The sequence below is a fragment of the Aeribacillus pallidus genome (assembly GCF_050478865.1).
GTDB lineage: Bacteria > Bacillota > Bacilli > Bacillales > JACDOC01 > JACDOC01.
This window is the reverse complement of sequence record NZ_JBCNBW010000021.1, coordinates 18,301-38,547: the sequence shown is the minus strand read 5'-3', so window position 1 is coordinate 38,547 and position 20,247 is coordinate 18,301. Positions and strand designations below refer to the sequence as shown.

The 20,247-nt window shown below is 40.8% G+C and carries 17 protein-coding genes, 1 tRNA gene, 1 other RNA gene and 1 pseudogene; 2 read left to right on the top strand and 18 right to left on the bottom strand.

The features are described 5' to 3' along the window. Positions 1–5 precede the first annotated feature (5 nt). Positions 6–1,058 carry a FecCD family ABC transporter permease gene (locus ABES52_RS05235; RefSeq protein ID WP_429649659.1) on the bottom strand — a complete coding sequence of 351 codons (1,053 nt, stop codon included), beginning with the start codon at positions 1,056–1,058 and terminating at the stop codon, positions 6–8. After that, positions 1,055–2,059, bottom strand: coding sequence for a FecCD family ABC transporter permease (locus ABES52_RS05230; RefSeq protein ID WP_429649657.1), 1,005 nt, complete (start codon positions 2,057–2,059; stop codon positions 1,055–1,057). The genes ABES52_RS05235 and ABES52_RS05230 overlap by 4 nt, the downstream gene beginning before the upstream one ends. 176 nt (positions 2,060–2,235) lie before the next feature. Between ABES52_RS05230 and ABES52_RS05225 the strand changes: the two genes are divergently transcribed. Beyond that, positions 2,236–3,213, top strand: a complete 978-nt coding sequence (locus ABES52_RS05225; RefSeq protein ID WP_429649655.1) for an ABC transporter substrate-binding protein — start codon at positions 2,236–2,238, stop codon at positions 3,211–3,213. A gap of 699 nt (positions 3,214–3,912) precedes the next feature. On the opposite strand, the gene ssrA is transcribed toward ABES52_RS05225, so the two are convergent. From ssrA to ABES52_RS05155, 14 genes are all read right to left on the bottom strand, one after another. Further along, positions 3,913–4,264: a transfer-messenger RNA gene (ssrA, locus tag ABES52_RS05220) on the bottom strand. Between the two features lie 104 nt (positions 4,265–4,368). Next, a complete protein-coding gene (gene smpB / locus ABES52_RS05215; protein ID WP_429649653.1) occupies positions 4,369–4,836 on the bottom strand; it encodes an SsrA-binding protein SmpB in 468 nt (155 codons plus the stop codon). Between the two features lie 82 nt (positions 4,837–4,918). Next, complete coding sequence (gene rnr, locus ABES52_RS05210) at positions 4,919–7,228, bottom strand: ribonuclease R (protein WP_429649651.1); 2,310 nt, start codon at positions 7,226–7,228, stop codon at positions 4,919–4,921. A gap of 23 nt (positions 7,229–7,251) precedes the next feature. Next, positions 7,252–7,998: an alpha/beta hydrolase gene (locus ABES52_RS05205; protein ID WP_429649649.1), complete on the bottom strand. Its 747-nt coding sequence runs from the start codon at positions 7,996–7,998 to the stop codon at positions 7,252–7,254. Between the two features lie 108 nt (positions 7,999–8,106). Next, positions 8,107–8,340, bottom strand: a complete 234-nt coding sequence (secG, locus tag ABES52_RS05200; protein ID WP_429649647.1) for a preprotein translocase subunit SecG — start codon at positions 8,338–8,340, stop codon at positions 8,107–8,109. Positions 8,341–8,689: 349 nt separating this feature from the next. Beyond that, positions 8,690–9,982, bottom strand: coding sequence for a phosphopyruvate hydratase (eno, locus tag ABES52_RS05195; RefSeq protein ID WP_429649645.1), 1,293 nt, complete (start codon positions 9,980–9,982; stop codon positions 8,690–8,692). A 15-nt stretch (positions 9,983–9,997) separates the two neighbouring features. Further along, on the bottom strand, positions 9,998–11,533 hold the full coding sequence (gene gpmI, locus ABES52_RS05190) for a 2,3-bisphosphoglycerate-independent phosphoglycerate mutase (RefSeq protein ID WP_429649643.1): 1,536 nt from the start codon (positions 11,531–11,533) through the stop codon (positions 9,998–10,000). Further along, positions 11,526–12,287: a triose-phosphate isomerase gene (gene tpiA, locus ABES52_RS05185; protein WP_429649641.1), complete on the bottom strand. Its 762-nt coding sequence runs from the start codon at positions 12,285–12,287 to the stop codon at positions 11,526–11,528. Before tpiA ends, gpmI begins: the two co-directional genes overlap by 8 nt. A gap of 42 nt (positions 12,288–12,329) precedes the next feature. Further along, entirely contained in the window at positions 12,330–13,514 is a 1,185-nt protein-coding gene (locus ABES52_RS05180; RefSeq protein ID WP_429649639.1) for a phosphoglycerate kinase, read from the bottom strand. A gap of 198 nt (positions 13,515–13,712) precedes the next feature. Then, positions 13,713–14,720: a type I glyceraldehyde-3-phosphate dehydrogenase gene (gene gap / locus ABES52_RS05175; RefSeq protein WP_429649637.1), complete on the bottom strand. Its 1,008-nt coding sequence runs from the start codon at positions 14,718–14,720 to the stop codon at positions 13,713–13,715. 89 nt (positions 14,721–14,809) lie between these two features. Then, a complete protein-coding gene (locus ABES52_RS05170) occupies positions 14,810–15,844 on the bottom strand; it encodes a sugar-binding transcriptional regulator (RefSeq protein ID WP_429649635.1) in 1,035 nt (344 codons plus the stop codon). Between the two features lie 134 nt (positions 15,845–15,978). Next, entirely contained in the window at positions 15,979–16,218 is a 240-nt protein-coding gene (locus ABES52_RS05165; protein WP_429649633.1) for a glutaredoxin family protein, read from the bottom strand. Positions 16,219–16,233: 15 nt separating this feature from the next. Then, positions 16,234–17,565, bottom strand: a complete 1,332-nt coding sequence (gene rpoN / locus ABES52_RS05160; RefSeq protein ID WP_429649631.1) for an RNA polymerase factor sigma-54 — start codon at positions 17,563–17,565, stop codon at positions 16,234–16,236. A 178-nt stretch (positions 17,566–17,743) separates the two neighbouring features. Next, positions 17,744–17,815 (bottom strand) — tRNA-Arg (locus ABES52_RS05155). A gap of 240 nt (positions 17,816–18,055) precedes the next feature. Here ABES52_RS05155 and clpP point away from each other — a divergent pair. After that, positions 18,056–18,652, top strand: a pseudogene (clpP, locus tag ABES52_RS05150) (ATP-dependent Clp endopeptidase proteolytic subunit ClpP); the annotation flags it as partial. Positions 18,653–18,988: 336 nt separating this feature from the next. On the opposite strand, the gene ABES52_RS05145 reads toward clpP, so the two are convergent. Together ABES52_RS05145 and whiA are read right to left on the bottom strand one after the other, a co-directional pair. Next, positions 18,989–19,246: an HPr family phosphocarrier protein gene (locus tag ABES52_RS05145; RefSeq protein WP_429649629.1), complete on the bottom strand. Its 258-nt coding sequence runs from the start codon at positions 19,244–19,246 to the stop codon at positions 18,989–18,991. Positions 19,247–19,284: 38 nt separating this feature from the next. Beyond that, positions 19,285–20,238 (bottom strand): DNA-binding protein WhiA, encoded by a 954-nt coding sequence (gene whiA / locus ABES52_RS05140; protein WP_429649627.1) that lies wholly within the window; start codon positions 20,236–20,238, stop codon positions 19,285–19,287. Positions 20,239–20,247 lie beyond the last annotated feature (9 nt).

The following is a 20,247-nucleotide window of genomic DNA, read 5'->3' as shown; positions in this document are numbered from 1 at the left end:
CCTCGCTATGAATTTCTGCTTTTATAAAGCAAATAAATAAAGTATGGAGCGCCGATAGCCGCAGTAAATACACCAGCCGGGATTTCCAATGGTGCAAATAAAGTACGCCCAAATAAATCAGCTGCCATTACCAATATGGCACCGAGAAGAGCGGAAACAGGCAACAACGCCCCAAACGATGAACCTACTAGTCTCCTCGCCATGTGAGGTGCCATAAGACCGACAAAGCCGATTCCTCCTGCAAAAGCGACTGCACCGCCCGTTAATGCCGTACTCAACAATAATAAGAAAACTCTTTGTCTTTGAAGCAACACACCTGCTCCTAACGCAATTTCATCTCCCAGCTCTTGAATGTTCAGCTTTCTTGCAGAAACAAAACTAATAAGTAAAAGAAGAATCGTCCACGGCGCTAATATAGCAATATTTTTCCATGTGGCTCCGTATACAGTGCCGGTAATCCAAATATTCGCTTGGCTTGCGCGATAGATCGGGCCCAGTATCATAAAAAGGGTTGTACCTGCTTGCATTAATGCAGTTATACCAATTCCGATTAAGACAAGCCGCATCGGAACAATCCCGTTTTTCCAAGCAAGAATATATACAAGTATAGCGGCAATGGTAGCGCCGATAAATGCTCCAAGCGGCAGCCAATGTATACTGATGGTCAAAGAATTATTTTTATCACTAAAAATCGCAAAGAAGAGAACTACCAATAGGGAGGCTCCTGCAGTCATCCCAAGAATATCTGGTGAAGCTAATGGATTGCGAATCATTCCCTGCAGTATCGCACCAGCTACCGCTAAGGACATTCCAACTAAAAGAGCAGTTACGATTCGTGGCAATCGAAATGAATATATGACAATTTGTTCCATTTCTGACCCATTTCCAAATAACGTCTTCACCACTTTTAACGGTGAAATATACATTTCTCCGCTGCCTGTACTAATGATAAATGTTACTAACACACCTAATAATAATAGGAAACTAGTAATTAATGCTTTTTTATCTATTAAAAATGAAATGGTATTTCCCAATCGAAACGGTATATACTTTCTCATTTTGCTAATATCCCCCTACGGGCAATATAAATGAAAAATGGAGTTCCGATAAATGCCGTCATTACCCCAACCGGCACTTCCTGAGGCATAATGATGTATCGTGCCGCAATATCTGCTGCGATTAATAAAATTCCTCCTAGAAGACCACAATATGGAAGCAGCCAGCGATGATCAATTCCGACTAATGCTCGAGCTAGATGAGGAACAACGATACCGATAAATCCGATTGGTCCGGCTACTGCTACAGCCCCCCCTGCTAATAAAACTACTATTAGAGTGATCCCAAGTTTAACGAGCTCGGTCCGTTGCCCCAGCCCTTTTGCCACATCATCGCCCATCGTCAATACGTTCACCTTTCGTGCAAAAGCAAAAGAGGCAATCCATCCAATTAGCAAATATGGTATTACTGGTACTAACATTTCAAGCTTTCTGCCAGAAACGGAACCTGCAAGCCAAAATAACACTTGCTCCAGCGCTGTCTCATTTGCTACTAACAAACCTTGTGTTAAGGAAGAAAATAATGCTGCTACAGCAGCTCCAGCTAATGTCAACTTTAGCGGCGTCATTCCCTCACGTCCGATGGAACCAATGATAAATACAATTAATGACGCAAGCGCAGCACCAAGAAATGCAAGCCAAGTGAACAGTTGTAAGGAACTAACATGAAATATACTTACAAATAATACAATGAAAAAACCTGCACCCGCATTTATCCCGAATAATCCTGGTGAAGCAAGTGGATTTTTCGTCAGAGCTTGCATAAGCGCACCCGCTATTGCCAAACTCGCACCAACAGCGGCGGCAATCAGTGCTCTTGGCAGCCGTACGGTTTCAATGATAATATGCTCGTTCGAGCCATTAGGATTGGTAAAAGCTTCAATAGCTGTTTTCCAGCTTGTATCGGTATAGCCATAGACAATGCTCATACACATAAAACCTATTAATAAGAAAGAAAAAATGATCAACCCTGCGGTTCGTCTCCTAGTAGTATTCAGAACCATGTTTGATAGCTTCTCCTTTAATTATTAAGTTTCCAACTTTAAGTCTATGTAATAATGACTATCAATGTCAATAATATTGAAAATCATTTTCATTTTTATATTGACAATGATTCTCATTAGCAGTATTATCATATTCGTAAATGAAAATTATTATCACATGATGGAGGGAATACATAATGCATAAACAAAATAAATTTACTTTTTTAGCATCCCTTGTTTTTGCTCTTCTCTTCGTACTTGCCGGTTGCGGCGGCGCTCAAAAAGAAGAGACGGAGTCTAATAAAGATGAAGCAAAATCGGAAGAATCAACTGCTTACACAGTTGAGCATGCGATGGATACTACAGAAATTAAAGGTACACCAGAGCGTGTCGTTATTTTAACAAACGAAGGAACGGAAGCTTTATTAGCATTAGGTGTGAAACCGATTGGTGCGGTTCAATCATGGACTGGAGACCCTTGGTATGACCATATTAAAGATCAAATGGAAGGCGTAAAAGATGTTGGTACAGAGAGCGAACCTAACTTAGAAGCGATCGCAGCATTAAAACCAGATTTAATTATTGGGAACAAGTTACGTCAAGAGCAAATTTATGAGCAATTAAGTACCATTGCTCCAACTGTTTTTGCCGAAACATTAAAAGGCGACTGGAAAGAAAACTTTATGCTATATGCAAAAGCTGTTAATAAAGAAGAAAAAGGCCAAGAGGTTATGAATGCATATAACAATCGTATTGAAGAATTAAAGGAAAAATTAGGAGATAAATTAAATATGAAAGTCTCCATCGTACGCTTCTTGGCTGGTGACGTACGTATTTACCATAAAGACTCTTTCTCTGGCGTGATTTTAGATCAATTAGGCTTTGCCCGCCCGGAATCACAAGACGTTAATGACTTTGCAGAAAAAGGCGTAACAAAAGAACGCATCCCGGCAATGGATGGGGACATTCTCTTCTACTTCACTTATGAAACTGGTGACGGGGAAGCCTTAAAGGTTGAAGAAGATTGGATTAACGATCCATTATTCCAAAACTTAAATGTGGCTAAACAAGGAAAAGTATACAAAGTAAGCGATACCATTTGGAATACAGCTGGTGGTGTATTAGCAGCTAACTTAATGTTAGACGATATTGAAAAATATTTCTTAGAAAACTAATTATACAGGAGGCGTTGCCAATAGGTGCGCCTCCTTTTCTATTTTGTATTTATATTTTTACCTTCCATGGTTAATTCATTTTAATACAAAAAGCTGCCTTAGATAGAGAAGTAATATATACTCTAGAAAATCAAAAAGGACTCACCGCTATCGGTAAGTCCTTGATCATATCTGTAACTTAAACCATATTTTTGCCACACTTTGAAGCATATCCTTGCCAAAGACTGGTGTATTAAGGATTAATAATGTAATTTATAAAACCTAAACATTCGAAATAGTTGCTGCCACTACTTTTTTTTCCGGATATAAGATTTGGTAAGTTTGACGTTCTGATACTCCTTCACTGCTTTTACTTTAAAGGTTGGGGCAAACGTAATAAAACGTTCCGAACCCACGCACCACATGAGGGTTCTTCTCCAATTCTTTTATTTAAAACTCCGAACATAACTTCCTGTTAATGGTTATCCTCCGTTCATCTAATGCCTTTATTAACGGGTTTTGCATCTAAAGACATAAAAAACCCGAATTAGGGCACTTTTTTATTTAGTGTCCATAATTCGGGTTATGGTTCATTAAAACGAGGTACTTTTCTGTTTTGAAGTATATTATTGCCGTTAGTATTTGGAAGCATATCGTTGCCGTTTCGGCAAAATTATGCTTCAAGTAACAATATCGTAAGTTACCACCAATTATGTATTTTGGTGGAGACGGTGGGAGTCGAACCCACGTCCAGAGATATCGCCACTTAAGCGTCTACGAGCGTAGTCGGTATATTATTTTTCGCTGCATCTTCTGCCTACCGACAGGCGTCCGACCAGCTAGCCTGATTGGTCTCTTCCTTCATCCTCAGGCGGCGGAATCCGGCGTAGCCCACTTGGTTGAACCCCTACACTTCCACATGGGCGATGGAAGGAGGAGCTAGCTGCGTTAATTAAGCAGCTAAAGCGTAGTTTTCTTTGCCAGTTATATTTAGGTGACGTTGATGACGGAGACGATCCCTCCGGCTCGCAACTTAAGCTCGATCTACCCCTGTCGAATCCGTAACGTCCCCGTGTTAGAGACGAGGTAAATGAAACTTAAGTGCTTGGCTTCATGAGTGAAGACAATTAATATTATATCACATGAAGCCAGTTTTGCAATTGTTAAATACTGTTATTACCCACGCTGACGCTCTTTGAATGCTTTTTCGATTTCGCGTTGGGCGGCTTTTTTCTTCAAGTCTTCACGTTTGTCGTATTTTTTCTTACCCTTCGCAAGGCCGATTAACACTTTCGCATATCCATCTTTGATATATAACTTCAAAGGAACAAGAGAATATCCTTTTTCCTTCGTTTCCCCGATTAACTTATTTATTTCTTTTCGGTGAAGTAATAATTTTCGTGTGCGCAATGGATCATGATTGTAACGGTTTCCTTGTTCGTACGGACTAATGTGCATGTTGTGTAAAAATACTTCCCCTTTTTGAATTTTCGCAAACGCGTCTTTTAAGTTGACACGCCCCGCACGAATCGACTTAATCTCCGTCCCTTGAAGAACAATTCCGGCTTCGTACGTTTCTTCGATAAAATAATCGTGATGGGCTTTTTTGTTCTGCGCAATCACTTTTCCTGCTCCCTTTGGCATCACAAATCCCCCTTCTTACCGCATCGCCTACTATTATACACAGGAAAGGAGGAGGTTAGAAGTAAAAACCTCTAACCTCTTGTTATCCTTTCTTTCTTCGTTTTTTACTTCGCTTACTATTCGGAATTTGCTCGTAAAATTTTTGTTTCTTTTTCTCTTTTTTTGACTTCTTCTCTTCTTTTCCTTGCTTTTTCTTCTTTTCTTTAGCTTTCACAACGCGTAATTCTTCATTGCGCTCTTTTTTCCGATTGATTTTCATTCCGACGATTTCAAAATCAATCGACCGTTCTTCTTTATTCACATTGATAACTCGAACGGTAATTTCATCACCAATCCGGAAGACGTTACCTGTTCGTTCTCCAATCATCGCATAGTGGCGTTCATCGTAACGGTAAAAATCGTCCGTCATATAGCTGACGTGAACAAGCCCTTCGATGGTATTTGGCAGTTCCACAAACATACCGAAATTCGTGACGGAGCTAATAATACCTTCAAACTCTTGACCAATTTTATCTTCCATAAATTCCGCTTTTTTCAGCTCGTCTGTTTCGCGTTCCGCATCAACCGCCCTTCGTTCCATTTGGGACGAATGTTGCGCTATTTCTGGAAGTTGTTGCTCCCATTTCGCCCGGGTTGCTTCATCCATTTTTCCTTCAATTAAATACGTCCGAATGAGACGATGGACAATTAAGTCTGGATAGCGACGAATTGGTGACGTAAAGTGGGTATAAAAATCGGTTGATAACCCGAAGTGGCCTACGCTTTCTGGGTCATACTTCGCTTGCTGCATGGAACGAAGCATCACCGTCGAAACGACCATTTCTTCCGGTTTTCCTTCCACCGCTTCTAGAATTTCCTGTAACGCGCGTGGATGCACCGAGTTGGCTGTTCCTTTAACAACAAGGCCGAAATTCGTAATAAATTCAAAGAACCGGTGCAACTTGTCTTCTTTCGGGTCTTCGTGGATCCTGTAGATGAACGGAACGTCCAACCAATGAAAATGTTCAGCCACCGTCTCGTTCGCAATTAACATAAACTCTTCAATGAGACGTTCGGCAACTGATCGTTCCCGAATAACGACATCGGTTGGTTTTCCTTCTTCATTCACAATGATTTTCGCTTCTTTAAAATCAAAATCAATCGCACCGCGTTTCATTCGCTTGTCTCGAAGAATGGAAGCTAGCTCTTCCATTAATTCGAACATCGGTACGAGCGGTTCATATTTTTTACGCAGTTCTTCGTCTTTGTCGACTAAAATTTTATTCACATCGGAATACGTCATCCGTTCCGTTGTTTTAATGACACTTTGGAAAATTTCGTGATGAATTACTTCACCTTGTGGATTGATTTCCATTTCACAAGAAAGCGTAAGCCGATCGACCTTTGGATTTAATGAACAAATACCGTTCGATAAGCGGTGTGGAATCATCGGAATCACACGGTCGACTAAATAAACGCTCGTTCCTCGTTCAAACGCTTCCCTATCAATAGGCGAGCCTTCTTTGACGTAGTAACTTACATCCGCAATATGAACGCCGAGCTTATAGTTTCCGTTCTCTAACTTTTTGACCGTTACCGCATCGTCTAAGTCTTTTGCATCAGCTCCGTCAATTGTCACAATCATTTCATTACGTAAATCCCGACGATTGGCAATTTCCTCTTCAGAAATCGTATCTGGCGTCTCATTTGCTTGTTTCATCACATCGTCCGGAAATGCTTGCGGTAACCCATGTTTATGAATAATCGATAAAATGTCTACCCCAGGATCGTTTTTATGTCCTAATATTTTAATAACTTCTCCCTCTGCACTTTTTCGACCTTCTGGGTAGGTGGTAATTTTTACGACCACTTTATGGCCTTCGACCGCACCCATATTCGCATTTTTCGGGATAAAAATATCACTAGCGAGCTTTTTATCGTCCGGAATGACAAACCCAAAGTATTTACTTTCGGTATACGTACCAACGACTTCTTTTATGCCACGCTCTAGGATGCGGACGACCGTACCTTCGCGGCGTGCCCCGGAGCTTTCGCTAGAAACACGAACGAGCACATGGTCCCCGTGCATGGCATCGTTCGTCTCATTCGGAGGAATAAATATATCATCTAAATTTGGATCGTCCGGCACGACAAAAGCAAATCCTTTCGCATGTCCTGTCAGTTTACCACGGATTAAATTCATTTTTTCCGGCAATCCGTACCGATTGCTTCTCGTCCGAACCACTAACCCCTTCTCTTCCATATATACGAGTGCCTTGACAAATTCTTTAAACGCAGCCGAATCTTCTATGCCAAAAGCTTCTTCTAGTTCTTGAACGGTGAGCGGCTTATACGCTTCGTCCTTCATATAATGAAGAAGCTTTTCAACGTGCTGCTTTAATTTATTCTCCATGGAAAATTCCTCCTTTATTTCCCCTACACGTTCCAATCAAGACGTTCTAAAAATTGATAAATATCTTCGTGTAGTTGTTCCTTTTCTTTGTCGAGCGTAATGACGTGTCCAGACTCTTCGTACCATTTCAGCTCCTTCACGTCCGACTCGACCTCGTTATATATAATATTGGCACTATCCGTATTAATCATGTTATCGTGACGAGCTTGTACGACAAACGTTGGTGCATAAATCATATCGACATTTTGACGTACGTCGGCAATTAATTGCTGTAATGCCTTTAGCGTTTTCATCGGTGTTTTCTTAAACTCTTCCATTTCTTGTTCTATTTGCTCTGGTGATTTTCCTTCAAACTTTTTATATTCACGAGCATACGCTAGCACCCCTTCGTACATCACCTCTTCGCTTTTAATGTACATCGGGGCACACATTGGAATAATTCCCTTTACAGGTACAGTGTAACCTAATTTTAACGAAAATACCCCTCCGAGTGATAATCCTGCGACCGCAATTTCTTCATATCCTTTGCTCTTTAAAAACTCGTATCCTTCCATGACGTCTTGCCACCAATCTTCCGGTCCCGTATGTACTAATTCTTCTGGTGGCACGCCATGACCTTTGTATTGTGGCGCATGGCACGTATATCCTTTTTTTTCTAAAAAGCGACCAAGCATACGAACATCGGCAGAGCTGCCAGTAAATCCATGTAGAAGTAAAACGGCACGAGGACCGCTTTCAAACGTAAACGGTTTTGGTGCGACTTTTTTCATGACAAAAACTCCTTTCGTTATGGTTTATTTTCTCACAATTGCTCAAATTTTCTCACGATAAAAAAGAAAAACCTGACCGAATGTGGTCAGGATATCCATTGTGTGTTTTTACAATGAAAAATACGTCACAGCAATCGTTAATACAAAAAATAGAACGGATAAAACAATCGTAATTCGATGAAGTACTAAATCAATTCCGCGCGCTTTTTGCTTACCGAAAAGCTGTTCTGCGCCTCCAGAGATGGCACCAGAAAGTCCAGCACTTTTTCCTGATTGTAATAAAACGACCGCAATAAGGGCGATGGATACGATGACCAATAAGACGATTAAGAATGTATGCATTAGTCCCACCTCCTGCAACGAACATCACAATACTTTTAATGTAACACAATTCAAACTTTTTCTCAACAAAATCTGCCAACCTTACGAGACTTTAATCCGTGACTGTTTGTTGACATTTGTCGGCTAAATCAAACAGAAAGTAAAATTTGCGGAACTGAAAGTAATTTGTGCCAAACATAAAGTAAAATTTACAGAACTGAAAGTAATTTGTGCCAAACATAAAGTAAATTGTTCAAACGGAAAGTATCCGGAAGAGAAGTTAAAAATTTCGATCCAGATATTCAAATTAAACAAAAAGCACACAAGATGATTTTAACATCTTGTGTGCCTCATTCACCGGTTAAACCGATTATTTCTTTAAGTTATAGAAAGCTTTAATACCAAGGTATTGCGCAGTGTCTGCTAATTGGTCTTCAATGCGAAGTAATTGGTTGTATTTCGCTACGCGGTCTGTACGAGATGGTGCACCTGTTTTGATTTGACCAGCGTTTGTTGCCACCGCAATATCCGCAATTGTGCTGTCTTCTGTTTCACCAGAGCGGTGAGAGATAACAGCTGTATAGCCAGCACGTTTTGCCATTTCAATCGCATCGAATGTTTCAGTAAGTGTACCAATTTGGTTCACTTTGATAAGGATTGCGTTTCCTACACCTTTTTCAATACCTTCTGCAAGTTTCTTCGTATTTGTTACGAATAAGTCGTCACCAACAAGTTGTACTTTGTGACCAATGCGCTCAGTTAGGAGTTTGTGACCGTCCCAATCGTTTTCATCTAGACCGTCTTCAATAGAGATGATTGGGTATTTAGAAACAAGCTCTTCATACCAGTCAACCATTTCTTCAGACGTTTTGACAACGCCTTCGCCAGCAAGGTGATATTTACCGTCTTCTTTGTTGTAAAGCTCAGAAGAGGCTACGTCCATCGCTAGCATTACCTCTTCGCCAGGCTTATAACCAGCACGTTCAATCGCTTCGATGATTGTTTGAAGCGCTTCTTCATTCGATTTTAAGTTTGGAGCAAATCCACCTTCGTCACCAACTGCAGTGTTGTAACCTTTTTCTTTCAATACTGCTTTTAAGTTGTGGAAGATTTCTGCGCCCATACGAAGCGCTTCACGGAAGTTTGGTGCACCAACAGGCATGATCATGAACTCTTGGATGTCCACGTTGTTATCTGCGTGAGCACCACCGTTTAAGATGTTCATCATTGGTACAGGAAGTTGTTTTGCGTTGAATCCACCTAAGTATTGATACAGCTCAACACCTAAGTAGTCAGCTGCAGCGCGCGCAACTGCCATGGATACTCCAAGGATCGCGTTCGCACCTAGTTTTCCTTTATTTTCTGTACCATCAAGCTCGATTAACGCTTTGTCGATACCTACTTGGTCTGTTACATCAAAACCAACGATTTCTGGAGCGATAACTTCGTTTACGTTTTCAACCGCTTTTAGAACACCTTTTCCTAAATAACGGCTTTTATCTCCGTCACGAAGTTCTACCGCTTCGTATTCACCAGTAGATGCACCGCTTGGCACAAGGGCACGACCAAATGCACCAGATTGAGTGTAAACTTCAACTTCAACTGTTGGGTTACCACGTGAATCTAGTACTTCACGAGCATAAACTTCTGTAATGAATGGCATGTTCATCTCTCCTTTTTATTTTTTAATTAATGACTGTCCTGTCATTTCTTTTGGTTGTTCTAATCCTAATAGGTCAAGCATCGTTGGCGCTAAGTCACCCAAAATACCGCCTTCACGCAATTCAATGCCTTCTTTTGTCACAATGACTGGAACTGGGTTGGTTGTATGCGCCGTCATTGGTTTTCCTTCAAGTGTGACCACTTCATCAGCGTTTCCGTGGTCAGCAGTAATAATTGCAACGCCGCCTTTTGCTAAAATCGCATCTACGACTTTACCAAGGCATTCATCAACCGCTTCAACCGCTTTAATCGTCGGCTCTAGCTTACCGGAATGACCCACCATATCTGGGTTCGCAAAGTTTAAAATAATCGCATCGTGTTTGTCGGCTTCGATTTCTTTTAACAGCGCTTCGGTCACTTCATAGGCGCTCATTTCCGGTTTTAAATCGTAAGTCGCGACTTTTGGTGAGTCGATTAAAATTCGTTCTTCGCCAGGGAACGGCTCTTCACGGCCACCGCTCATAAAGAAGGTGACGTGCGGATATTTTTCAGTTTCCGCAATACGAAGTTGCGTTAAACCGTTTTGAGAAATGACTTCTCCAAGCGTATTATCCAAGTTCGTTGGCTTAAATGCCACATACCCTTTTACTGTTTCACTAAAATGCGTTAAGCAAACAAAGAATAAGTTTTTCGGATGCTTCGGTCCGCGATCAAACGAACGAAAATCTTCGTTAGTAAATGTGTTGGAAATTTGAATCGCCCGGTCTGGACGGAAGTTGTAGAAAATGACAGCATCTTCGTCTTTGATTGTTGCTACTGGATCGCCTTGTTCGTCTGTGATGACGGATGGGATGACGAACTCATCATAGATTCCGTTTTGGTAGGAATCTTCGATACAGTCGATCGGGTTCGTATATTTCGGACCTTCACCATATACCATTGCTCGGTATGATTTTTCCACGCGTTCCCAACGTTTGTCACGGTCCATGGAATAATAACGGCCAGAAATAGTCGCAAACTTTCCGACACCGTACTCTTTCATTTTCTCTTCCGTTTGCTGAATGTACGTTTTTGCCGTTTGTGGACCGACATCGCGACCATCTAAGAACGCGTGCACATAGACGTTTTGAACGCCTTCTTTTGCCGCAAGTTTTAAAAGAGCAAATAGGTGGTCAATATGGCTATGTACGCCACCGTCAGAAAGCAAGCCAAAAATGTGTAAGTTCGTGCCTTTTTCTTTTACATGATTCATCGCTTGCAGGAACGTTTCATTTTTATCGAATTCTCCTTCGCGGATCGCAATGTTCACGCGTGTTAAACTTTGATACACAATTCGTCCTGCACCAATATTTAAGTGACCAACTTCAGAGTTCCCCATTTGACCTTCTGGTAATCCAACGGCTTCTCCAGACGCTTTTAACGTTGTATGAGGATATTTATTCCAGAAACGATCAAAATTTGGCTTTTTTGCTTGAGCGACGGCATTTCCTTTTACTTCATCACGTAAAGCAAAACCGTCTAAAATAATCAAAGCTGTAGGTGCTTTACTCATTATTACCTGCCTCCAATAGTTGCAAGAACGATTTTGGATCTAAGCTAGCGCCACCAACTAATGCACCATCAATATCTGGTTGTGATAAGAACTCTTTAATATTCGCTGGCTTTACGCTGCCACCGTATTGAATTCGTACAGCATCTGCCACTTGTTGAGAGAAGTTGTCTGCGATCACTTGACGGATATGGGCACATACATCATTCGCGTCTTCCGCTGTAGAAGACTTACCTGTACCAATCGCCCAAATTGGTTCGTAAGCGATCACGACTTGTTTAGCTTGTTCGTTTGTTAAGCCTGTTAATGCTTTTTTCACTTGGTCTTCAACCACTTGCTTTGTTGCGCCATTTTCACGTTGTTCTAACGTTTCACCAACGCACACAATCGGCGTTAAATCATATTTAAATGCAGCTAATACTTTTTTATTAACAGCGTCATCTGTTTCGTTAAACATTTCACGACGCTCAGAATGCCCTAAAATCACGTAAGTTACACCTAAATCTTGGAGCGCTTTCGGACTAATTTCTCCTGTAAATGCACCGCTTTCTTCAAAGTGCATGTTTTGTGCACCAATTTCGACATCATATTCTTTCGTCACTTCTACAAGACGCTCTAAAAAGATTGCTGGGGCACAAATGACAGAATCCACACGCTCTTTCGGTGGAACGAGACCTTTTACTTCTTCTGCAAAAGCTTTTGCTTCGCTTAACGTTTTGTGCATCTTCCAGTTACCAGCAATAATTGGTTTACGCATCTTGCTTCCCCCTTTCATTCATTTCTTTACCAATTGAGCGGATTATTTATCATCTAATGCCACTACACCTGGTAAAGCTTTTCCTTCCATAAACTCAAGAGAAGCACCGCCACCAGTAGAAATATGGCTCATTTGATCCGCTAAGCCAAACTTTTCAACAGCTGCTGCGGAGTCACCACCACCGATAACCGAATACGTACCTTCTGCTTTAGCTAACGCTTCGGCAACTGCTTTTGTTCCGTTCGCGAATTGGTCCATTTCAAATACACCCATTGGACCGTTCCAAATCACTAGTTTGGATTCATTGATCACTTGGCTGTATAGTTCACGCGTTTTCGGACCGATATCAAGCGCTTCCCAATCTGCAGGAATCTCTTCAATGGATACCGCTTTCGTGTTCGCTGTTTCAGAGAAATCATCAGCGACGATCACATCTTGAGGCATATAGAAGTTAACGCCTTTTTCTTCAGCTTTTTTCATAAATTCTTTCGCTAATTCAATTTTATCTTCTTCTAATAGGGATTTACCGATTTCGTACCCCTTTGCTTTTACGAACGTATAAGCTAATCCACCGCCGATGATTAAGTTGTCCACTTTGTCTAATAAGTTTTCAATAACACCAATTTTATCTTTTACTTTGGCGCCACCAATAATCGCTGTAAATGGACGCTCTGGATTTGATAACGCATTTCCTAACACGCTTAATTCTTTTTCCATTAAGAACCCAGCGACAGCTGGAAGGTGTTTTGCAATACCTTCAGTAGAAGCATGAGCACGGTGAGCCGCACCGAACGCGTCGTTCACATAAACATCCGCAAGCTCAGCGAACGCTTTCGCTAACTCTGGATCATTTTTCTCTTCACCAGGATAGAAGCGGACGTTTTCTAAAAGCATGACGTCTCCTTCATTCATTTCAGCGATTTTCGCTTGAACTGCTTCCCCATATGCTTCGTCGACTTTCACTACAGGGGCACCAAGAAGCTCTTGTAAGCGCTCAGCCACTGGAGTTAAGCGTAACTCTTCAACAACTTGTCCTTTTGGGCGTCCTAAGTGGCTCGCTAAAATGACTTTCGCCCCTTGTTCTTTTAAGTATTGAATGGTTGGTAGAGCCGCCCGAATACGTGTGTCGTCAGTAACCGCACCGTCTTTCATCGGCACGTTAAAATCTACGCGGCAAAACACTCGTTTTCCTTTTAGTTCAATATCTTTTACCGTTTTTTTGTTCATCAAAAAGGACCTCCTTGTTTCCATTGAAGGACTTTGATAAGTGAAAAACGGGGAGAGGGCACTCCCCCCTACTCCCCTTCCATCCCAACTCTATTATAGATGCTGGGACATAATTTATCCATCATTTCCATCTAAAAATGATGTCACATTTGTTAACTTTTTATTAAATAGTGTAACACTTTATTGAATTTGTTTTTATTAAAGGCCCTTTTGAGCGATGTAGTCAACTAAGTCTACTACACGGTTAGAGTAACCAGTTTCGTTGTCATACCAAGAAACAACTTTTACCATGTTGTTATCGATAACCATTGTAGAAAGCGCATCGATTGTTGAAGAAGCTGTATTACCGTTGTAGTCGCGAGAAACAAGTGGTTCTTCGCTATATGCTAAAATTCCTTTTAATTCGCCCTCAGCTGCTTCTCTAAGAGCTGCATTTACTTCTTCAGCAGTTACTTCTTTTTCAAGCTCAGCTACTAAGTCTACTACAGAAACGTTTGGAGTTGGAACACGCATCGCCATACCGTTTAATTTACCTTTTAATTCAGGTAATACGAGCGCTACTGCTTTTGCTGCACCAGTTGTTGTAGGGATGATAGACTCGCCAGCTGCACGCGCACGACGATAGTCTTTATGCGGTAAGTCTAAGATTTGTTGGTCGTTTGTGTACGCGTGTACAGTAGTCATCATACCGCGCTTAATACCGAATTTTTCGTGAAGTACTTTCGCGAATGGCGCTAAGCAGTTTGTTGTACAAGATGCATTAGAAATCACGTGATGGTTTGCTGGGTCGTATTTGTCTTCGTTAACACCCATAACGATTGTGATATCTTCATCTTTTGCAGGAGCGGAGATAATCACTTTTTTCGCGCCAGCTTCAAGGTGTTTTGCTGCATCTTCACGTTTTGTGAAGCGACCAGTAGATTCAACAACAACTTCTACACCAAGTTCGCCCCAACCAAGTTGAGCTGGGTCGCGTTCTGCTAATACTTTAATTTTTTTACCGCCAACGATGAGATATTCACCGTCAACAGAAACTTCCTCTTCTAATTTACCGTGAACAGAGTCGTATTTTAAAAGATGAGCAAGCATGTTTGCATCTGTTAAGTCGTTTACAGCTACTACTTCTACGTTAGGGTTTTTAAGTGCTGCACGGAATACGTTACGACCAATTCGACCAAAACCATTGATACCAATTTTTACTGCCATTTGAAGAGTCCTCCTTTTATATGTGTAAAGGTATATTTTAAAGGTTGTTTTCGAGTATGGAGTGGGATGATGAGATAGGAAAACAACCTTTATTTACTGTTTTTCATTTTTAGTAATTCACGAGCAGCTCCTTCGTCCGTAATTAAAATCGTCGAACGTGGTGCCCGTTTCATATACGCTTGAATGGCTTTTGCTTTTGAGCTTCCACCAGCTACGGCGAAAACGTGTTCTACCCGGTCCAAATCTTTTAATTGAATGCCTACCGTCTGCACCCGATGAACAACTTCTCCGTCTTCATCAAAGTAGTAACCGAACGCTTCGCCGACAGCTCCACTTTTTTTAATTTTGTCCAAATCTTCCGGACTTGTTTTACGTCGCTTCGCCATCGTAATCGCATCTCCAATTCCGTGAAGAACCATGTTAGCGGACGTAATTAAGTGGATCACTTCTTTAATCGCCGGTTCTTTAATAAAAGATTCGTATACTTCCTTACTTACCTGATCGGGAACGTATAACACTTTATGAGAAGCTCCCGTATGCTCAGCCATCTTGGCACAGATTGTATTGGCTTGATTTTTTACATCTTCGCCAATACCACCGCGTGCCGGAACAAATAATAATTCACCTTTTAAAAAGTCAGGGGTCAACTGTTCTGCAACAGCGGCCATCGTCGTTCCACCAGTGACAGCAATGATATTTTTCTCTGCCAATCGCTTTTTCATGCTTTCAATACAAGCTCTACCAAGCTCTTCTTTTACCCATGGCGTTTCATCACTGTTGCCGTCGACAATGACAACTTCTTTCACGCCGAACCGAAGTTTTAATTGCTTCTCCATTTCATTTATTCCCGAAACTTCTCGCATCATGCCTTCTAATTTTTCGAGAATGTTGACACCTTCAGTCGTCAGACTCATTCCCGTTGTTTTAATGTCAATTAAATTTTGTTCTTTTAAAAACTCAACTTCACTTCGTAACACCCGCTCGGTAAATCCTAACGTTTGGGCTAATGTTCGGCGTCCAACGGGTTGCAATATGTGAATCGTTTTTAAAATGTGATACCGCTTTTGCATAATATCAAGAAGGTCGGGTAATAATCTTTTTTGTAAATCAAGTAGTTGCAGCATATTCTTCACCCTTACTAGGTCGAGGGACATTTTTTGTCCCGTATAGACGTATTATGTCCCACCGACGGTAAAAAAATAACCCCTGCTACATCTTTATTTTAGCAGGGTTGAATAAGCGATTCAACAAGAGAAAGTCAGCTTTTTTGTTGTAAGCGATTACTAATTGTCCATAAATCAATTTGCCCATATTGGACAATTTCCCCTTCGATTTCCACCACTGGAATCATCATCCCAAACTGTTCTGTTAACTCATCGCTTTCATCAATATCCACTTCACGTATGTCGAACGAGTAATCGCCTTGTAGTATCTTTAATACTTGTTTTGCTTCTTCGCATAGGTGGCATTGTTGCCGTGTGTATAATACAACTTCCATATCTCAAACTCCTAACTAATCAAATCGTTTTCGTTTCGCCGACGATGGGATACCGAGTTGGTCTCGATATTTCGCCACTGTCCTTCTTGACACAATGATTCCGTACTCTTTTAATCGATTGGCGATTTGTTGATCAGATAACGGTTTTCGTTTATCTTCTTGATCAACCCATTCTTGAATTAAGTTTTTCACAGTGGCAGAAGAAGCTGTCTCGGCATTATTTGTTTGTAAGGAACTAGTAAAAAAGTGTTTTAATTCAAAGGTACCATATGGTGTTTGCATATATTTTTCCCGTACCGCACGACTAACCGTAGATTCATGAATGTTTAGCTCCTCAGAGATATCTTTCATCGTTAAAGGCGCGAGATGTTTCGGCCCTTTTAAAAAGAAGTCTTTTTGTTTTTCTACAATTTTTAACCCAACTTTAAATAATGTTTCTTGACGGTGTTCTAAACTTTTCATGATCCAGTGATAGTCGTTCGACTTTTCTTTTAAAAATTGATTGACTTGGCGATCTTCATAGCGTGTCATTTCATCGTAATACTCTTGGTGGAAGCGCAGCTTTGGCAGTAAATCATCGAAAAGAGAGACCTCTACTTCTCCATCTTCAGCCAACCGAACAATTAAATCTGGAACAATATAAGACGGATTCTCTTCATAAAAAGATGCCCCAGGCCTTGGCGTCAGTGTTTGGATGATATCAGCTACTTCTTGAATGTCTTTGACCTCGATTTGGAGCTCTTTAGAAAGTTGTCGCCACCGTTTCTCGGCGAAATCTTCAAAATGATCGCGAATAATCTCCAAAGCGATTCTCGGTACATTTTCTTTTCGCTCTAACTGTAAATACAAACATTCTTGTAAACTCCGTGCTGCAATACCAGCAGGCTCTAACCCTTGTACGGTGGCAATACACGCTTCGACTTCATCTTCGGTCGCTTGACACATATTCGCAATTTCTCTCGTAGAAGCTGTTAAATATCCGTTCCGATCTAAATTATATATAATATGGTCAATAATTCGCCGTTCCTTTTTTGTGAACGTTTTCAAAGTTAGCTGTGCATTTACATAATCGACAAATGAATTGGACTTGGCCGCAATTTGTTCGAGCCAGCTTTTTTCATCATCATTTTTTACCGTTTTACGTTTTTTCACATAATCATAGCGGGGGTCCATGACACGAATATTTGGTGTTTCCAATTGAATCAGTGGGTTTTCCATTGCTTTTGATTCTAAAAACGAAGTCAGCTCTTGCACGGAATATTGTAATAAGGTAATGGCTTGGGTCAATTCTTGCGTCAGCGCTAATTTGACCGTCTGTTGTTGCCATAATCCAACTTTTAAATTCATTGCACTCCCCCCTTCATTCATTGTACAAAAAATTCATCAAAAGCTGTATGGAAAATACTTTCGTACGTACGAATGGGTTATTGTAATTATACTCTGAATATTTAGAAAAATTAAATTTTCTTTCGTGAAATAAAAGAAAATCCCCTTGCGATTGGCAAGAGGATTCCAATGAATCAAACGCCCTCGGCAGGAATCGAACCCACATTTCAAGAACCGGAATCTTGCGTGTTATCCATTACACCACGAGGGCATATAATAAAACTAACGTGCACTATCTATTATACTGATGAGTCATTCTTTTTGCAACAATGTTTCTGTTTTAATAAATAGATTTTTGGGTATGATGGTATACGTAATTGTTTTTTATCTCTGCTGAGTAATTTGTTTGACCTTTATTGACCATCGGTGTATGATTACAGTACGTAAGTTTTTCTCAACATCTGTCAAACACCACGGTGAATAATGATTTTTTCGTACAAAGGAGGATGAAGGAATGAACTTAATTCCAACTGTTATTGAGCAAACCAATCGCGGGGAACGTGCGTATGACATTTATTCACGTTTATTAAAAGACCGTATCATTATGTTAGGTAGTCCGATTGATGACAATGTAGCGAACTCCATTGTTGCTCAATTACTCTTTTTAGAAGCAGAAAACCCAGAAAAAGACATCTCCATTTATATTAACAGCCCTGGCGGAAGCATTACAGCTGGTATGGCGATTTATGATACAATGCAATTCATTAAACCAGACGTTCAAACCATTTGTATCGGTATGGCCGCATCCATGGGTGCGTTCCTTTTAGCTGCTGGTACAAAAGGAAAACGTTACGCGTTACCGAACAGTGAAGTGATGATTCACCAACCGCTTGGTGGAGCTCAAGGTCAAGCGACGGAAATTGAAATTGCTGCTAAACGTATTCTCTTCTTACGCGATAAATTGAACCACATTCTATCTGAACGCACTGGTCAGCCGCTCGAAGTAATCGAGCGTGATACAGAGCGCGACAACTTTATGACGGCTGAAAAAGCGAAAGATTACGGTTTAATCGACCATATTATTACAAGAAACTCTTTATCTAAATAATCGATGAAAAAACGTACGAGGACTGATTCACCATCCTCGTACGTTTCTTTTTGGGAACACATGTCTTGTTAACATGTAATATGGTTGTTCTTTTTACCTAGTAGAGTAAAAAACTGATTTCAAAGGGACAGCTTATGCTGTCTCTTTTACTCTCAGCTTCCCTCATCAAACCGTACGTGAGGTTTACCCTCATACGGCTTTCCGACGTTCTTCTTCCTTTGGCTTTCGTTCTTGTCTAACTCGCTAATTTCACTCGGGTTGGACTTAACCAACTAGCAGATAACAGCTTTGCTGGGCGCGCCTAAATAAAAAAACTCGCATTCCATTATGCGAGTTTTACTCTTCTCGACTAACAAACGCGGTGAGGACATCCATTGCTTCTTGTTCATCTCGGCCGTCTGTCATAATCGTAATCGTCGTACCCGAACTGATGGCTAGACTCATTAAGCCCATGATACTTTTACCGTTCACCTTTTTGCCGTCTTTTTCTAAAAAAACATCAGCTGCAAAGCGATTCGCTTCTTGAACAAACCGGGCTGCGGGCCGCGCTTGAAGACCAGTTTTTAACTTTACTTCCACTTGTCTCTCGAGCATATCTTTTCCCCTCCCCCTATCGAAATTATTAATAAATATTATTTCAACTGATTAATCGGTTCTCCTGCACGAAGTTTTTCAGCAATTTCATCGATTTTTCGTAATCGGTGATTGATTCCAGATTTACTTATTTTTCCACCACTTACCATTTCACCGAGTTCTTTTAATGTCACGTCTTGGTAGGCAATTCGAAGCTCCGCAATCTCTCTCAATTTATCCGGTAATGCGTCTAATCCAATCGTTTGGTCAATATAGCGAATGTTTTCCACTTGGCGTAAGGCAGCACCAATCGTTTTATTCAAATTGGCCGTCTCACAATTTACGAGCCGATTGACGGAGTTACGCATATCGCGTACAATACGTACATCTTCAAAGCGAAGTAGCGCATTGTGTGCACCGATAATATTTAAAAACTCGGTAATTTTTTCTGCTTCTTTTAAATACGTAATAAACCCTTTCTTCCGTTCTAACGTTTTAGCGTTTAAACCGAATGTGTTCATTAAATCACATAATGAATCATTATGATCTTTATATTGAGAGAACACCTCTAAATGATAGGAAGACGTTTCTGGATTGTTAACGGAACCTCCCGCTAAAAAAGCACCGCGCAAGTAAGAACGTTTACAACACTTTTTCTTCACGAGCTCTGCGGATATATCGTGTATAAAGGTAAATCCTTCTCCGAGAATTTTTAAATCTTCTAGTATGTCACGGGCATTTTCTTTTAACCGAACAATATAAACATTGTTCTTTTTTAATCTCATCTTTTTCCGAACAAGCAATTCGACAGGAGTTTGATAAATTCTCTTAATAAGCGTATAAATTCTTCGCGCAATAGCCGCATTTTCCGTTTGGATGTTGACAATCAGTAAGCGATTAGAAAATGATAATGAGCCGTTCATGCGAATTAATGCCGACAATTCTGACCGAGCACAACAAAGCTTCACTTCGAGATTCGTTAATTCTTTTTTCGTTTCAGATGCGAACGACATCCCCCTTCA

Bases quoted from the DNA above. Each gene is read 5' to 3' on its own strand.
- gpmI (WP_429649643.1), bottom strand. From the start codon at position 11,533: ATGAGTAAAGCACCTACAGCTTTGATTATTTTAGACGGTTTTGCTTTA.
- ABES52_RS05205 (WP_429649649.1), bottom strand. From the start codon at position 7,998: ATGAAAAAAGTCGCACCAAAACCGTTTACGTTTGAAAGCGGTCCTCGT.
- rpoN (WP_429649631.1), bottom strand. From the start codon at position 17,565: ATGAATTTAAAAGTTGGATTATGGCAACAACAGACGGTCAAATTAGCG.
- eno (WP_429649645.1), bottom strand. From the start codon at position 9,982: ATGCCATTCATTACAGAAGTTTATGCTCGTGAAGTACTAGATTCACGT.
- whiA (WP_429649627.1), bottom strand. From the start codon at position 20,238: ATGTCGTTCGCATCTGAAACGAAAAAAGAATTAACGAATCTCGAAGTG.
- rnr (WP_429649651.1), bottom strand. From the start codon at position 7,228: ATGGAGAATAAATTAAAGCAGCACGTTGAAAAGCTTCTTCATTATATG.
- ABES52_RS05180 (WP_429649639.1), bottom strand. From the start codon at position 13,514: ATGAACAAAAAAACGGTAAAAGATATTGAACTAAAAGGAAAACGAGTG.
- ABES52_RS05145 (WP_429649629.1), bottom strand. From the start codon at position 19,246: ATGCTCGAGAGACAAGTGGAAGTAAAGTTAAAAACTGGTCTTCAAGCG.
- tpiA (WP_429649641.1), bottom strand. From the start codon at position 12,287: ATGCGTAAACCAATTATTGCTGGTAACTGGAAGATGCACAAAACGTTA.
- smpB (WP_429649653.1), bottom strand. From the start codon at position 4,836: ATGCCAAAGGGAGCAGGAAAAGTGATTGCGCAGAACAAAAAAGCCCAT.
- ABES52_RS05170 (WP_429649635.1), bottom strand. From the start codon at position 15,844: ATGCTGCAACTACTTGATTTACAAAAAAGATTATTACCCGACCTTCTT.
- secG (WP_429649647.1), bottom strand. From the start codon at position 8,340: ATGCATACATTCTTAATCGTCTTATTGGTCATCGTATCCATCGCCCTT.
- ABES52_RS05225 (WP_429649655.1), top strand. From the start codon at position 2,236: ATGCATAAACAAAATAAATTTACTTTTTTAGCATCCCTTGTTTTTGCT.
- ABES52_RS05235 (WP_429649659.1), bottom strand. From the start codon at position 1,058: ATGAGAAAGTATATACCGTTTCGATTGGGAAATACCATTTCATTTTTA.
- ABES52_RS05230 (WP_429649657.1), bottom strand. From the start codon at position 2,059: ATGGTTCTGAATACTACTAGGAGACGAACCGCAGGGTTGATCATTTTT.
- ABES52_RS05165 (WP_429649633.1), bottom strand. From the start codon at position 16,218: ATGGAAGTTGTATTATACACACGGCAACAATGCCACCTATGCGAAGAA.
- gap (WP_429649637.1), bottom strand. From the start codon at position 14,720: ATGGCAGTAAAAATTGGTATCAATGGTTTTGGTCGAATTGGTCGTAAC.